The 15,002-nt window shown below is 69.4% G+C and carries 13 protein-coding genes and 3 pseudogenes; 12 read left to right on the top strand and 4 right to left on the bottom strand.

The annotated features are described in order from the left end of the window. Nucleotides 1-542: 542 nt before the first annotated feature. The gene (locus ABD709_RS06160; RefSeq protein ID WP_344773379.1) at nt 543-1,259 is read right to left on the bottom strand and encodes a helix-turn-helix transcriptional regulator; all 717 of its coding nucleotides are present in this window, start codon (nt 1,257-1,259) and stop codon (nt 543-545) included. Nucleotides 1,260-1,347: 88 nt separating this feature from the next. Between ABD709_RS06160 and ABD709_RS06155 the strand changes: the two genes are divergently transcribed. The 9 genes and pseudogenes from ABD709_RS06155 (at nt 1,348) to ABD709_RS06120 (ending at nt 8,189) form a co-directional block, all read left to right on the top strand. Next, nucleotides 1,348-1,776 (top strand): hypothetical protein, encoded by a 429-nt coding sequence (locus ABD709_RS06155; RefSeq protein ID WP_344773377.1) that lies wholly within the window; start codon nt 1,348-1,350, stop codon nt 1,774-1,776. After that, nucleotides 1,773-2,429 carry a GTP cyclohydrolase I FolE gene (gene folE / locus ABD709_RS06150; RefSeq protein WP_344773375.1) on the top strand — a complete coding sequence of 219 codons (657 nt, stop codon included), beginning with the start codon at nt 1,773-1,775 and terminating at the stop codon, nt 2,427-2,429. Before ABD709_RS06155 ends, folE begins: the two co-directional genes overlap by 4 nt. Continuing rightward, nucleotides 2,426-3,652: an NAD(P)/FAD-dependent oxidoreductase gene (locus tag ABD709_RS06145; RefSeq protein WP_344773373.1), complete on the top strand. Its 1,227-nt coding sequence runs from the start codon at nt 2,426-2,428 to the stop codon at nt 3,650-3,652. The genes folE and ABD709_RS06145 overlap by 4 nt, the downstream gene beginning before the upstream one ends. A 41-nt stretch (nt 3,653-3,693) precedes the next feature. Next, nucleotides 3,694-4,653: a patatin-like phospholipase family protein gene (locus ABD709_RS06140; protein ID WP_344773371.1), complete on the top strand. Its 960-nt coding sequence runs from the start codon at nt 3,694-3,696 to the stop codon at nt 4,651-4,653. Nucleotides 4,654-5,108: 455 nt separating this feature from the next. After that, a pseudogene (locus tag ABD709_RS21435) lies at nt 5,109-5,168 on the top strand (hypothetical protein); the annotation flags it as partial. 64 nt (nt 5,169-5,232) lie between these two features. After that, on the top strand, nt 5,233-5,586 hold the full coding sequence (locus tag ABD709_RS21430) for a methyltransferase domain-containing protein (RefSeq protein ID WP_366522870.1): 354 nt from the start codon (nt 5,233-5,235) through the stop codon (nt 5,584-5,586). Then, entirely contained in the window at nt 5,564-5,785 is a 222-nt protein-coding gene (locus tag ABD709_RS06130) for a hypothetical protein (RefSeq protein WP_344773367.1), read from the top strand. The genes ABD709_RS21430 and ABD709_RS06130 overlap by 23 nt, the downstream gene beginning before the upstream one ends. Before the next feature lie 776 nt (nt 5,786-6,561). After that, nucleotides 6,562-6,897 (top strand): cupin domain-containing protein, encoded by a 336-nt coding sequence (locus tag ABD709_RS06125; RefSeq protein ID WP_344773365.1) that lies wholly within the window; start codon nt 6,562-6,564, stop codon nt 6,895-6,897. 209 nt (nt 6,898-7,106) lie between these two features. Continuing rightward, nucleotides 7,107-8,189 (top strand): tellurite resistance/C4-dicarboxylate transporter family protein, encoded by a 1,083-nt coding sequence (locus ABD709_RS06120; RefSeq protein ID WP_298509919.1) that lies wholly within the window; start codon nt 7,107-7,109, stop codon nt 8,187-8,189. Here ABD709_RS06120 and ABD709_RS06115 read toward each other — a convergent pair. Genes ABD709_RS06115 through ABD709_RS06105 form a run of 3 tightly spaced genes read right to left on the bottom strand, consistent with a single transcriptional unit; the run spans nt 8,179 to nt 12,679 of the window. Then, nucleotides 8,179-10,896, bottom strand: coding sequence for a multicopper oxidase domain-containing protein (locus tag ABD709_RS06115; protein ID WP_344773362.1), 2,718 nt, complete (start codon nt 10,894-10,896; stop codon nt 8,179-8,181). The two genes, ABD709_RS06120 and ABD709_RS06115, sit on opposite strands and share 11 nt — an antisense overlap. Then, nucleotides 10,893-12,071 carry a hypothetical protein gene (locus ABD709_RS06110; RefSeq protein WP_344773360.1) on the bottom strand — a complete coding sequence of 393 codons (1,179 nt, stop codon included), beginning with the start codon at nt 12,069-12,071 and terminating at the stop codon, nt 10,893-10,895. Before ABD709_RS06110 ends, ABD709_RS06115 begins: the two co-directional genes overlap by 4 nt. Continuing rightward, nucleotides 12,068-12,679 carry a helix-turn-helix transcriptional regulator gene (locus tag ABD709_RS06105; protein WP_298509924.1) on the bottom strand — a complete coding sequence of 204 codons (612 nt, stop codon included), beginning with the start codon at nt 12,677-12,679 and terminating at the stop codon, nt 12,068-12,070. The genes ABD709_RS06110 and ABD709_RS06105 overlap by 4 nt, the downstream gene beginning before the upstream one ends. A 167-nt stretch (nt 12,680-12,846) precedes the next feature. On the opposite strand from ABD709_RS06105, the pseudogene ABD709_RS21425 reads away from it, so the two are divergent. The 3 genes and pseudogenes from ABD709_RS21425 to ABD709_RS06095 form a co-directional block, all read left to right on the top strand. Then, nucleotides 12,847-13,257: pseudogene (locus tag ABD709_RS21425) on the top strand (hemerythrin domain-containing protein); the annotation flags it as partial. Between the two features lie 129 nt (nt 13,258-13,386). Beyond that, nucleotides 13,387-13,650, top strand: a pseudogene (locus ABD709_RS21420) (DUF2249 domain-containing protein); the annotation flags it as partial. A 73-nt stretch (nt 13,651-13,723) separates the two neighbouring features. Further along, nucleotides 13,724-14,995, top strand: coding sequence for a nitrate/nitrite transporter (locus tag ABD709_RS06095; protein ID WP_344773354.1), 1,272 nt, complete (start codon nt 13,724-13,726; stop codon nt 14,993-14,995). Nucleotides 14,996-15,002 lie beyond the last annotated feature (7 nt).

Genomic DNA, 15,002 nt, shown 5'->3' with positions numbered 1-15,002 from the left:
TCTGGGGAGTCCGGCGCCCCGTTGGATGCAGGTCGGACCGGGCGTGATGCCTAGATGTCGTAGTACTGACTGACTCACCCATGCTGACCTGCGCAAACGTCGAGATTCCCCGGCCACTTGTACCGGGCTTGTAACAGGCTTGTACTTCTTGCGAAGGTCCTGACCCTAGGTAGTCCATCTAGATTGGCCTAGAAAGCGTGCACTCTCTAGATCGTCCTGTCGAGGAGACGGGCCCGGAGAGGGCACACCCGGTCCTGGGTGCGAGGCTCCCCGCGACTACGCACACGAACTCGCCCGGACGCCGGCTGACACTCTCGCGAGAGAATGCTTGGGAGCGATCGGTCAGTCGTCACTGCGGGTCCGGCCCGCGAGGAGAGGATCTAGCTCCGAGCTGGTCGCGGCGAGACGGTGCATCTGCTCCCCGCCGTCGCAACTGAAAAGGCCCACCACGACCGACCTATCGGATCGAGCCAGCACGCGCCAGTGGCCCCCAGAAGCCTCCCACCGGCGCAGGACCTCCACGGGGGCCTCGGGCGCGCCGGTCATAACGGGGAATCGGGGTGCTCGACGCCTCGACGCTCGGACTCCGATGTCGCCCGCGCCTTGACACAACACCTGTCCGGTTCGGGCTCCAGACAGGCAGTGACGTCGGAGCCCAGGCCGTCGGCCACCCCCTGCACGAACGCCTGATTGAGCCCGCACACCAGTGCCGTGTGCTTCTGAGCCAGGGCGTCGAAGGGGCAATTGAAGAGCGCAATCTCGCGGCCTTGGACATGTGGCTCGAAGCCCTGGCTGCGCAGTACCTCAGCCAGGGCACGTAGGGACGCGGCCTCATCGAGACCATCGACGACCTTGATCAGTGTCAGTCCCTCGCGGCGGGCGCACTCGTGCAGCGCTTCAGCGAGGGGCAAGCCCTCGGCGGCTCGCGTCACCGCAGCCGCCAAGATGTCACCGACCAAGTCGTAGCGCCGTGGCGGCAGGGAGACGGCAAACTCTCGCTTGGCACGGCGGTAGAGCTTGCTCGGCCGTCCGGCACCGGGACCGGTCTTGCCGCTGAGGCGCCGATACTCCACCTCGAGCAGGCCCTCGGTCACAAGCCGGTCGAGGTGGAAGTTCACGTTGTGCACGGCCAGGCCCAGCTCCGTCGCAGCCTGCTCGCGTCCTACCGGCTCGGCTTGCGAGGACACGTACTCAAACAGCGCCCGCCGGGTGTCATCGGCCAGCGCCCCGATGCCGGAGGCCTGCGCGCCCAAGTCCATACCTGAAGTCTAAAACAGAATTCTCTTGACACAAGAGGCTTGCCAGCAGTCTAATTCAAAACACCTTCTGTTTTAGAAAGGACAGGCCATGGCCACCACGACCAACCCGGCCGGAACTCCCGCCGACACGACCCACCCGAACCTCGGCGCCGACCGCGCCTTCATCCTGCTGCGCACGGTGTTCACGATCGCCCCGATCGCGTTCGGCCTGGACAAATTTTTCGACATTCTCACCGACTGGGAGCAGTACCTGGCCCCTTGGATCAACGACATCGTCCCCGGGAATGCCCACCAAGCGATGCTGACCGTGGGCGTCATCGAGATCATCGCTGGTATCGCAGTCGCCGTCGCACCTCGCTACGGGTCCCTACTGGTCGCCGGATGGCTGGCCGGGATCGTCGTGAACCTGGTCAGCATGGGCGAGTACTACGACGTCGCACTGCGCGACTTCGGGCTTCTAGTCGGCGCCCTGGCCCTCGCGGTACTGGCCTGGGACCGCGGCAAGGCCACGGCGTGACCAGCACCGCCCCCAACGCCACGAACCAGGCCACCCGGCCCGCTGTCGAGCAGGTCGCGGCGCGGCGGTGGCGGCCGCGTGTCACGCACACGCGGCCAGAGATCGACTCCGCGGCCGCAGAGCAGGCTGCCGCCGACCTGCTCACCGCCATGGGCCTGGACCTGACCGACGAGAACCTCGCGGAGACCCCGCGCCGTATGGCAAGGGCGCTGATCGAGATGACCAGCGGATCGGACTTCGAGCTGACCACCTTCCCCAACGAAGAGGAGTACGACGAGCTCGTGCTGGTGCGCGACATCCCGCTGCAATCGGTGTGCGAGCACCACATGCTCCCGTTCGTCGGCATCGCCCACATCGGCTACCTCCCGGGTGAGCGCATCCTGGGACTCTCGAAGTTCGCCCGGATGGTCGACCTCCACGCCCGCCGACCCCAGACCCAGGAGCGCCTCACCAAACGCATCGCCGACCACCTCCAAAGCGCACTGGCCCCGTGCGGCGTCGGTGTGGTCATCGAGGCGGAGCACACCTGCATGAGCCTCCGCGGAGCCAGAGCCACAGGCGCCCGCACCACCACCTCCGCGCTGTTTGGTCGGCTCCGCGACGACCCCCGCAGCCGCGCCGAGTTCCTCGCCCTCACCAGAAGCACGCCATGAACATCGTCGTGATCGGCGCCGGGCTCGCCGGCGCCAACGCGGTTGAAGAGCTTCGCACCCAGGGATACACCGGCGATATCACCCTGATCGGAGCCGAACCCCACCCGCCCTACGAGCGGCCACCGCTCTCCAAGGGCCTCCTCCTGGGCGCGGCCGACCCCGACTCGGTCTTCATCCACGACACCGCCTGGTACGCCGACCAGCAGGTCGACCTCCTCACCGACACCACGGTCACCGACATCGACCTGGACACCGGACACGTCTCACTCGCCGACCGACAACTGTCCTATGACCGCCTGCTCCTCGCCACCGGCGCCCAACCGCGGCGCCTCCCGCTCGCCGACGGCTCCGGAGCAGACGTCCTCTACCTCCGCACCCTCGACGACGCCCTCGCCCTCCACGCCAGACTTACCGAACATCTCCTCATCGTCGGCGCCGGCTGGATCGGACTCGAGGCCGCCGCGGCCGCACGCCAGGCAGGCGGCACCGTCACCGTCGTCGAGCCCGCAGCCCTCCCGCTGGCTCACGTGCTGGGCGACCAACTCGGTCTCCTCTTCGCCGACCTACACCGCGAGCACGGCGTCGACCTCCGGCTCAAGACCTCGGTTGCCGCGATCGACCACACTCGAGGCCGCACCACCGTCCGGCTCACCGACGGTCACGAGCTCACCCCCGACCTGATCCTGGTCGGCATCGGCGCCGAACCCGACGACCACCTCGCCGCCTCTGCCGGGCTGGCCACCGACCACGGCGTCCTGGTCGACGCCCGGCTCCGCGCCAGCGACCCGCATGTCTACGCCGCAGGCGACGTCGCCAACCACGACCACCCCCTCCTCGGCCGGATCCGAGTCGAACACTGGGACACCGCCATCCACCAAGGCCGGCACGCCGCCCGCACCATGCTCGGGGACGACGAGCCGTACACCCGGCAGCCATACTTCTTCACCGACCAGTACGACCTCGGCATGGAGTACGTCGGCCACGTCGGCCCAAACGGCTACGACGAGCTCGTGATCCGCGGCGAGTTCACCAGCCGCATCACCACCGCCTTCTGGATCAGAGACGACCACGTCGTGGCCGGCATGCACACCAACAACTGGGACGCCATCGACCAGATCCGTACATGGATCGGTCGCGAAGCCGACGGCGACCTTAGGAACCCCGCCATCCCGCTTGCCGACCTCGCGGCACCTGCTGGCGTGAAGCCGACAGCGAGTCGCTGAAGCACGACGAAGTCCGCGCGACTGAGTGAATGGACCATCCGATGACCACCGCGTTCGTCCTTACCGGAGGGGGAAGCCTCGGCGCCGTCCAGGTGGGCATGCTGCAAGCTCTTAGCGAGCGCGGCATCACCCCTGACCTGCTGGTGGGCACCTCCTGCGGCGCGCTGAACGCGGCCTGGGTGGCCGGACAGGGAATGTCTCGGGACTCCCTGAGCGAGCTCGCCCGAGTGTGGACCAGTCTGCGGAGGAGCGACCTCTTCCCCGTGGACGCCCGTCAGGTGCTGCGCGGACTCGCGGGGCTGAGTCCGGCTGTGGTGTCGAATCGCAAGCTTCGCCAGTTCATCCACGCTCACGCCAGCATCCACGACCTCGCCAAGGCCCAGGTGCCGACCTACCTCGTCGCCGCGGACCTGCTCAGCGGCCGCGACGTGTTGATCTCGACCGGCGACCTCTCAACGGGTGTACTCGCAAGTTGCGCTATCCCCGGCGTGCTTCCGCCGGTGGAGCATGCTGGAGCGCAACTCATCGACGGGGCGCTCGCCCGTCACGCAGGCATCGCGCAAGCCGTCGACCTCGGTGCCTCGGTCGTGTACATCCTTCCCACCGGCGCCGCCTGCGCCCTACCCCGCCCTCCGCGCTCTGCAGCCGGCGCGGCGCTCCACTCGCTGACCCTGCTGATCCAACAGCGGCTCATCCACGAAACAGCCACCCTCCAGGCTGCGACTACGATCAAGCTCTTGCCGCCACTGTGTCCTCTGGCGGTCTCCGCCGCGGACTTCAGCCACGCCGAGGAGCTCATCACTCGGGCACACCGGTCCAGCCTCGAATGGATCGACTCCGGCGGCACTGAGCTGGCGGAACCCGAACGGTTCCTCTCCCTCCACCACCACGACCGCGTGCCCGGCATCGCACCTCAGACAAGCACCCGCCCCCGAGTCTCGCAGCCCCACCGCTCGCGCGGTGATTCCCCGAGCCCTCAGGTTGACTCGTGCGCGAGGTGACGGCCCGGAGCGCGGCTTGAGCGCAAGCGCCCGCCTCGAAGTATCTATGACCGCGCCTCGGATGACCGTGTGCGCACCAGGCGGATGTGCGGTCTCAGACGTGCCAACCGATTCCAGGCGAGCGCCGCCGTCGCACTCGAGAGGCGCGCGCGTTGCGAAGGTCGACGCGGGAAGGCGGGTGAGTTGGGCGGACGGTTTCGTCATCGGCGCTAGTTCCCGTGTCGGGCTGCGTCTATCCAGTCAGGATGCGCTCGATCTGTTCGTATCCCTTCGCCGTGGCGTGGCCTAGTACACAGAGTCCTCAACAACATGCTCTCGGTCGTTGACCTCGAGAAGCTCGACATCCCGCCGATGCTCGATGAGACCAAGGGGCTCTACGACAACTCGATCCTGACCGTGAAGGCCGTGCTGGCCGAACTGGCCCTCGAAGACCCCGCAGCTCGCACCTGCTCGACATGGGCTGCGGGCGCGGCCGGATCGCCCGCCACCTCGCGACCACGACCGGCGGCCAGGTCTCGGGCTACAACATCGACCCGGACCAGATCGAGAACGCCAACGACCGGGCCGGAGCGCTGCGACATGACCGATCGGCTGCAGTTCAAGGTCGACAACCACCACGACCCGCTCGACTATCCCTCGGAGACCTTCGACGGCTGCTTCTCCTTCCAGGCCGTCTGGCCGTTCTTCAAGAAGGAGGGGCTCGATCTGCACGCGCGCGAGATGTACCGGGTCCTCAAACCCGGGGCCCGCTACGCCTGCTCGGAGTACCTGCTGACTCCGTTCTTCGACTGGGACAACGAGAAGCACGTCGCGTTGCACCGGCTGATCCTGCCCACCCTGGCCGCCACCCAGTCGATGTACCCGGCCGACGTCTGCGCCGCCCTGGAGCGTGCCGGGTTCCGGATCGTGCTTGTCGGCGCCGTCGAAGAGTGAGGCCTGGCCGCTGTGCGAGCAGAAGCGCGACCTGATCTTGTGGGGACGCCGTCTGGTTCGCACCCTGGAAGCCAACCGCGTCGCCCCGGCCCGGGTCGAGGAGTCCCTCGACCTGCTCCAAAGGGGTGGTCAGGCCTGGACCGAAGCCGAGCGAGCCAAAATCGCCGACCTCAACTGGCGCATCGTCGCAGAGACGTGAAGTCCCCACGGCCCGTCGGCGCATCGGTCACGAGGATCGAGAAATCCACCCTCGCCGGGGCCGGGGCACCAGGTCTACGGCTTCCACGAGCCGCCCTCGCCTACCCAGCGATTGATCTGCTTTTCCGGCACCGAACCGTCGTCCTTCGAGGCGGGGTCGGTCGCGGGTCGTGGTGCGAGCGGTTCTTCCGCAGGATCACGTCCCTGCTGGGTACGCCGCCCACCACCCACCGTTGCAGCCGAGGTTGATCTCATCGTGGCCTCCACATGGCCTGGATAGTCATCATGCACCATGCGCCTGATCCCGACTGGCCCTCGTCTCCAGGGAGGCCCCGGTGATTCTCGGGCGTACAGGCTCGGGCTAGATGTGAACAAGCGGTCGGTGGCGCGGGCGGGACTGGACGCCACCGTCGGCCTCATCGGTGCCGCTGCCGCGGAGCTGGTGGTCGCTTTCCGGCGCTCCCGCGGTGAGACCCGCGCGACGACGCGCCCGAAGAGGACGCGCCCGAAGAAGACGCGCCAACTCATGGGGTGCTGCCGGTGTCGATGGCACTGGCGAGCTGTGATTGTCTGGATGCTGGCGGGCCTCAGTTGAGGTTTGCTGCGACCTGAGCCAGGTCCGCTGACTCGTCGGCGAGACTAGCGACGTGTTGGGTGCCGACGATGTGTCACGGAAGCTCCGCCGAGCAGGCGCCGAGAGCGACCTCGACAAGACCCGCCGCCGGCGTGACCACAGCTCGTAGTAGACCCGAGGCATTCAGCAACGAGGAGATCCCCATGCAAAAGGAGTCGCTGACGGCACTTGTTCGTCACCATCTTGAGACGGCCTCGACTTCGTCCAGCGGTCGCAGCGCTCACACGATCTATGGGGGCCACGAACGTGTACTGCGCCAAACGCTCATCGCCCTCCGAGCGGGGAGCGACCTCGACGAGCACGAAGGCCCTGGCGAAGCCACCCTTCAGGTTCTCCACGGTCGCGTCACTCTGGTGGCCGGGGAGAACCGATGGAACGGATCACCCGGTGATCTCATCGTCATCCCCGACTCCCGACACGCACTTGAAGCGGTCGAAGACTCGGTCGTTCTTCTGACCGTAGCCGTGCGAATCCGATGACTTCACACTCGTGGCGCCTTCCGTGCCGACCGCCCGACTCGAGCCCGAAGGTCTTCAGTCTCGCCGACCTGGTCCGCTCCTCGGTGATTTCCGAGGACGCCACATGACTGGGATGAACGCACGTCCCGCGGTCGTTCGTCTCGCATGTCGCGGCTAGTGCGGAGCGTAATCCCGAATCAGCGAGCACCCCTGCGTGCGAAACTCCGAGCGTGGCTGAAGGACTCCGTGATCGCGTCGGCCGGGCTGTCGAGGGGCTGACGCCTGGCTACTTCGCGCTGGTGATGGCCACGGGAATCCTGTCCGTCGGGATGCACCTTGAGCGCTTCGACATCCTGTCCGCGGTGCTGTTAGGGGTGTGCTGCTCAGCGTTCGTTGTGCTGTTGGCGTTGACCGGCTGGCGGCTGGTCGCCTACCGGAGCGCGGTGGTCGAGGACTTCACCGATCCGCGCCGGGGGTTCGGGTTCTTCACGTTCGTTGCCGGCACCAATGTCCTCGGGGTCCGACTGGGGATTGCTGGCTTCCACGAGGCGACCGCGGTGCTGCTCGTCCTCGCGGGTGTCGCCTGGCTGGCTCTCGGCTACGTGGTGCCCTGGACCGCCGTGCTGGGTCGCCAAGAACGCCCCGTGCTGGCTACCGCCAACGGCACCTGGTTCATCTGGGTGGTGGCCAGCCAGTCCGTCGCGGTGGCGGCGGCCACCATCGAACCGGTCTTCGACCCCGTGCGACGCGAGCTCGCGGTGCTGGCGATCATGTCGTGGTCGGTCGGAGTATTCCTGTACGGCGCGACCGGGATACTGGTCTCGCTGCGGCTGATGCTCTACGAGTTCGGCCCCGAGGAGCTGACCCCGCCGTACTGGGTCTCGATGGGCGCCCTGGCCATCACTGTGCTGGCCGGCGCCCGGATCGTGGAGATGGCCGATGCGCCGATGGTCGCGGTGACTCGTGACCTGATCGCGGGACTGGCCGTGGTGTTCTGGGCGTTCGCAACATGGTTGATCCCGGTGCTGGTCGCCGCTGGCTGGTGGCGTCACGTCCGGCGCCGGGTACCGCTGCGGTACGAGGCGACGCTGTGGAGCATCATCTTCCCGCTCGGCATGTACGCCGTTGCCGGGATCTACCTGGGCCGGGCCGACCACCTGCCGGTGGTGGAGGCAGTGGGACGCGCCGAGCTCTGGGTGGCGTTCCCTGCGTGCGTCCTGGTCTTCGCGATCATGCTTGTGCACTTGTTCCAAACCGTCATCGCTCCCACCGGCCCGCACCTGCCTCCGCTTGAGCCCAAGATCAAGGGGTGACCCGGAACAGCCCGTGCGCGCCGCGTTCGGCGTCGATCATCAAGTGCGAGACGAACGGGTAGTCACCGGGTTCAGGGAAGGTGAGCTCGACGAACCCACCTTGGGCGGCCTGCAGTCCGAGGCTCTGGGCCCCGCCGTGCCCGCGTCGCAGGAGGTAGGTGCCCTCGGCGTAGGTGGTGTCGAACTGGCCGCCGACCACGTGGAACGAGGTTGGCCGGTTGGGGCCGGCGTCGAGGACCCACACCCGGACCCGCTCCCCGACCCGCGCGGTCAGGGGGGCGTGGTCGTACTGGTTGGCGAAGCCGTTGAACACGACCAGGTCTGGGTCCTCGGCGGCCAGCTTGGTGACGTCGACCTCCCCGCCCTGGTTGCCGAGGTACAGCTCGGACTGCACGAGCAGGTAGCTGCGGTCCACTCGAGGCAGGTGTGGTGGCTCGATGACGACCGCGCCGAAGAGGCCGTTGGCGATGTGGGCCGACATCGGCATGGTGGAGCAGTGGTACATCCACACCCCCGCGCGGGTGGCGCGGAACCGGTAGGTCAGTGACTGACCGGGTGCGAGGGTGCGCATCGGGCGCTGCGGGGCGAGTGCTCCGGCGTGGAAGTCGATCGAGTGGCCGATCGACCCGTCGTTGGTCAAGGTGATCTCGAACCGGTCCCCGACCCGCCCGTGCAGCACCGGACCCGGGGCGGTGCCGCCGTAGGTCCACAGTCGCTGGGTGACCCCCGGCGCGACCTCGCGTACGACGTCTCGGACCACGAACGTACGCCGGTGCACCCGGCTACTCGACACCGCCGGCAACGGCGGCAAGGCAGCGTCGCGCGCCGCCCAACCCGGCGACGGATCGGCCATCAGATCCAGGTTGTCCGTAGCCGGGGTGGGCTCGGTATCGCCGGTCTCGTCGGTCTCGGCGGGGGACGGGTCGCCGTCGTTCCCGCCTGGCCCGTGCTCGTGACCGGCGTGACCCCCGGACGACCCGGCCGCCGTGGCAGGCGCGTTAACGGCGCCGGTGACGTGGACGGTGAGGACCATGCCCATCTGCTTGTGGCCGATGACCGAGCACCAGCCGTCGAGGTCGCGGCCCACCACTCCGACCTCGACGCGTGCGGTCTCGCCGGGGGAGAGTCGGCCGCTGTTGGCGCCGGTTTCGAGGACGAGGTCGTGCACGTCCTCCTCGTCGGTGTTGGTCAGCACGATCACCAGTCGGTTGCCGGCCTGCACCGAGATGGTGGCCGGGGTGAACCGCATGTCGTGCGCCTCGACCTCGACGGTGGTGGTCTCGCCGGTTGCGGTGACACCGGCCGCGGCCGAGGCGGTGTTGCCGCCGATTGCGGCCGGGTCGACTGCGACGCCAGCGGCCACCGCCATCACCACGAGGGAGAGTCCGGTCGCGGCGAGGCCGGAGATCTGGCCAGCAGGCCGACCGGGCGGAACTCGCGCGCTCTCTCGGGCACTCGTCGGGTGCGCCTTCGCGGAACGCGAGGCCCGCACCGCGAGAAGCAGCAACGGCAGCGTGGAGGCGAGGGCGACCAGGACGAGGATCGAGGCGAGCACCCGGACAGTGCTGGGCACCGGCAGTGCGCACAGCAGCAGGCCGGCGTTGGTCACCACCAGCCGCAGCGGGGCACCTCGGTCCAGGACCGCGTTCGCCGCCCGGACCGGCGTCGGCCCGCCACCGAGGGCGACCGGGACCAGGTAGGACAAGGCGCCGAGGAGTACCTGGGCAGCGAAGCCCGCGGCCAGGAACGGCGTCAGCCAGCCGAACACCTCATGGACACGAGGCCAGGAGGACGCGGCGCCGATGCCCGCACCGAGGGTGACCAGGGTGACGACCAGCCAGGTGAGCCCGGCCAGGACCGACCAGGCCGGGAACTCGGTGGGCGGTTTGCGACGCAGCGCGTCGACGAACGCCGGCGCGGTCAACAGCAGCCCGCTCACGTATCCGGCGATCCCGATCGCGGCGAGTGGACGCAGGCCCGCGGACGCGCCGCCGGCGGTCACCAGCACCGAGCAGACCAGCACCGGGAGCGCCCGCGCCGCGGCCCGCTCGGCGCCCGCGGCGATCCGGGTGCGCAGCATGGTCGGCCACAGGGTGACGAGCGTGCCGACCACGGTGAGACCGACCCAGCCGAGCAGGTTCACCGCCGCGTGCGCGACGACCAGACGGGTGTGCCAAGGGTCGGCGAGGCCACGCGCGAGCGCAGTGCCGAGGCCGGCGCCGACGGGCAGGAAGCAGGCCGCGGCCACGTAGTAGCGCACCGAGGGTCCGAACCGGGCCGGCAGGGCCGCACGCAGCTGACGCAGGATCGTCCAGCCGTGCCACAGGACCGCGAAGCCGACCGCGGTCGCGCCGAGCAGAGTCAGCGGCCACACATCGGAGGGGACGCCGACCACCACGAGGATGACGCCACCGTTGAGCAGCAACAGCCGCCGGTTCTGGCCGCGGCGGTCCTCGTCGGCCGAATGCAGCAGCGCGTCGGTGAAGTACCGGCTCCAGACCACGATGGCGTGGCTGACCGCGCCGAGCATGAGCAGATGGATCATCAGCCAGCGTGGCGCCGGTACGAACGGATGCACGAGTGCGACCACGACCGTGACCGCCAACCAGACCAGCACCGGCAGGTCGCGCAGCGGCCGAAAGCCACGGCTGCCCTGCCTGCTCACGACCGCCTGCTCGACACCGGCCTGCTCGCGACGACTGCTCACGCCGGGCTCCGGGTGCCTCGGACCGCGCATCCCACAGCGATCGCAACGAAGGAGAGCACGGCCGCGATGTTGAGCACGCCGCCGGTGACCCAGGCGCCGTGGCTGCCGAGGGCGTCGCCCACCCACAGCCGCAGCGCCAAGGAGCCGTGCAGCAGCACGGCCGGGGCGATGAGGGCCGGGTGGTAGGGCAGAGGTCGGCGCAGCACCGCAGGCAGGATCACCGGAGCGTGGGCCATGATCATCGACAGCGTGAACCCGAGGAACACCGCGTGCAGCAGCGCGTCGTGGCGCACGCCCTCGGTCGCCGGACCGCCGAGCATCCAAATGGCACCGGCGACGCCGAGCCAGCAGTACCCGGCCAGCATGCAGCCGGCCATGTAGCGGGGGAGCCCTCCCGTGCGGCCCGAGTTGTGGCTCGGGGCGTGGACGGTGCGTCGGGCGACGTCGTGGGCGGCGAGCCATCCGGTCAGGACGAGCATTGCCGCTCCGAGCAGCGCCGCGCCCGGTCGCGGCCACAGCAGTGCGGCCACGATGCCAGCCAGCAGCCCGGAAGCGAGGAGCACCAGCGTGGTGCCAGCCGAAGGGCCCATCGCGATCCGGGCGAGCTCGAGCCGCTCACCGGCGATGGTCAGCACGACGAACCCGACCAGCCACGGCGCCAGGACCGGCACATCGGTCCCGCCCAGCCACAGCACGGCGGCACCGAGGGCGAGCACCGCTCCGAGGGCCTGGACCAGGACCGCATCGTCGCGCTGTCGACGCCACAACGGCAGGTACAGGCCGACCAGCGCGGCGGCGCCGGCCGCGAGCAGACCTCGGGCGACCACGAGCGGTGCCGGCGAGAGCAGCACCAGGGCGCCCAGGCCGAGCAGCGCGGGGGCGACGAAGCCGAGGCGGCGACGCAAGGCAACGGCTCGTTCGAGCGCGATCAGGGTGCCCACGAATCCCAGGACCATGAGCATGCCGTGCACCTCGGGCAGCCGGTCAACGCGCACCGGGGCAGGCAGGTCAAGGAGGATCAGGGCGGCGTCCAGACCGGCCAGCAGGGCGATCCCGGCGGGAGCCAGCAACGCGACCCGGGGCACCAGCGACGCATGAACGCGGGGAGCGTGGCCGGCGCCGAGGTCGCTACCAGGGCCCTTGGGGCTGCGCTGGCGGGTGGTGGTGGTACTCATCGGGTGCGCCGCATCAGGTGCAGGCGGCAGGCGCCGGGCTCCGCGAACGGCAGCAGCTCGGTGCCGTCGGGGTCCGCGCCGTACTCCTCGAGTGCGCCTTGGGCGAGCCCGAGGTGCACGCCGCAGACGACATCCGGATACTGGTGGGCCGCCTCCAGCAACGGGCAACGGGTCAGCCGAACAACCGAGCTGCGGGCGTCGGCCTGGGGAGCGAACCCGACCTCGTCGAGCAGCGAGACCACCTCCCGCCTGGCCGCGACCGCACTCGGTGCCGGCCCGGCGCCGCGCTCGCGCGCGAGCTCATGCCCCCACTCCCGTCCGGCGGCGACCGCGTCCTCGCTCGGTGATGCGCTGGTCCGGTGAATCGCCGCTGCCAGCGCCGCGGCGAGCCCGGCGTACTCAGGCGCGGCGGCCGCGTCCATTCCGGCGGCCTCATAGAGCCAGGCGGGCCGTCCGCGTCCAGCCGGCGCCGCGGGGTGGCGGCGAGCGAGGCCCTGGCGCACCAACGCGTCGAGGTGTTCGCGGACCGTGTTGGCATGCAGGCCGGAGATAGCCACCAGCGCCGCGAGGGTCGTCGGCTCGGCCTGCGCCCGGAGGGTCTCCAGCAACGCCGCCCGCGACCTGGACAGCGGCGCGCGAGCCCGGCCAGCGCCCGGACGGGGACCGTAACCCGACGTCATCCGCGAGGGAATAGAGGGCCGATTATTTTCCACGGAGCGGAGTGTAATAAAATCAGGGTCGACGTGCCAAAGCAGCCACTCAAGGAGACCGCAGAATGTCCGAACTCGTCATCGCCTCGAACGAGGCAGACGCCCACGCCGCCGAGGCGGTCAAGCAGCACCACGCCGCACTGGCCGGCGCCCTGAACCTGCACACCGAGGCACTGTTCACGACCGCCTCCGGACGCGACCCTGCCGCAGCCGAGCAGGCCCGCCGCGACCTGGTGGACTGGTGCGAGCGCGAACTGATACCGCACGCCCTGGCCGAGGAGCAGGCGCTGTACCCGGCCGCGCAGGCAACCATCGAAGGGAGGCTGCTCGTAGAAGCGATGCTCGGCGAGCACAAGGTTCTGACCCAGTTGCTGCGTGACGTGGCAGAGGTCGACGACCTGCTCCGGGCTGCCGCGTCGGCCACCGCCCTGCGGGAGGTCTTCGACTCCCACCTGACCAAGGAGAACGACCTGGTGGTGCCGCTGCTGGCCGCGACCCCTGGCGTCTCGCTGCATGACCTGCTCGGTGGCATGCACCAGCTGCTCGGCGAGGCGGCCGAGACCGGCACCCCGGGTGCGGACAACGTCGGCGCCGGGTGCGGTGGCCACGCCTGCTCGTGCGGTGAGGTCGACGGTCCTGGGTATCCCGAGCTGGACGTGCGCGCGGTCCCACACGCGATCCGGCACGCGACGATCTTCGGGGCGTTGGAAGCCGTCCAGCCGGGCGCCGGCCTGGAGCTGGTCGCGCCCCATGACCCGCTGCCGCTGCTCGACCAGATCAACCGGCGCTGGCCAGGAGCCTTCGCGGTGGCCTACCGCGAGCGCGGCCCCGAGGCATGGCGACTCACCCTGGAGCGCACCGATGCGTGAGACTGAAACCATTGGCAACACGAGCAACATCCGCAAGGGTGGAAGCCACGACGAGCTCGGGAGGACGGCGATCATGACGGCACCGATGGAGGAATCGACGCCCACCGATCGTCGTACCCGCGAGACTGTCGGCTCGCCGTGGCTGATGCTGGCCATGGCGACCCTCGGGTTCGCTGTCAACTTCTGGGCCTGGGCACTGATCAGCCCGCTCGGGCCCTTGTTCCGCGAGAAGGGCACTCTCGGGACACTCAGCGAGTCCGACGTCGCACTCATGGTGGCCGTGCCCGTCATCGTCGGTTCGCTGGGCCGGATCGTGGTCGGTGCCCTGACCGATCGGTACGGCGGCCGGGTGATGTTCCCGATCGTCTCGGGCGTCACCATCGTCCCGATCCTGTTCATCGCCTTCTTCGCTCTTGACTCCTACGCGCTACTGCTGGTGGGCGGGTTCTTCCTCGGCATCGCCGGCACCGCGTTCGCCGTCGGGGTGCCGTTCGTGAACGCCTGGTTTCCCCCGGAGCGCCGTGGCCTCGCGATCGGCATCTTCGGCGCGGGCATGGGCGGGACCGCGATCAGCGCCCTGACCACCGTGAAGCTCTTCACCAACGTGGGCTCCAAGGCGCCGTTCCTGATCACCGCGACCGTGCTCGCGGTCTACGCGATCGCCGCCTGGCTCATCCTGCGCGACGCACCGGGCCGCACGGTCCCGACCACACCACTGTTGACCCGGCTCTCGGCCAACGCACGGCTTCCGATCACCTGGCAGGCATGCGCGCTCTACGCGGTCGCCTTCGGCGGATACGTTGCGTTCTCGGTGTACTTGCCGGCCTACCTCAAGACCGACTACGCGCTCACCCCGGCCGACGCCGCGAACCGGATGGCCGGGTTCGTGGTGGTCGCGGTGGTCATGCGCCCGGTCGGGGGATGGCTCTCTGACCGGATCGGGCCGGTCCCGGTGCTCGCCGGCGGGTTCGCCATCGTGGCGGTGGGGGCGGGGGTCGCCGCGACCCACCCCCTCCTCGAGCACGTCGGCACGGTCGCGTTCCTGGCCATGGCCGCCGCCCTCGGGTCCGGCAGCGGCGCCACGTTTGCGCTGATCGCGAAGGTCACCGACCCCTCCCGGGTTGGCGGGGTGACCGGTCTGGTGGGCGCCGCGGGCGGGCTCGGTGGGTTCGTGCCGCCGCTGATCATGGGCTACGTCTACGGCCGCACCGACTCCTACGCGATCGGCCTCTGGCTGCTGTCGGTGACGGCGGTGCTGACCTTGGCCTTGACCCTGACCGTGGTACGACGAACTGAACGCGCGCACGACGCCGCCGCAGCGGAAACGACGCCAGCGTCTCGGTGACGTCCAT

The organism is Nocardioides panacisoli (assembly GCF_039537325.1).
GTDB lineage: Bacteria > Actinomycetota > Actinomycetes > Propionibacteriales > Nocardioidaceae > Nocardioides > Nocardioides panacisoli.
The sequence above is the reverse complement of the archived record's forward strand: the minus strand, read 5'-3'. Positions and strand labels throughout refer to the sequence as shown.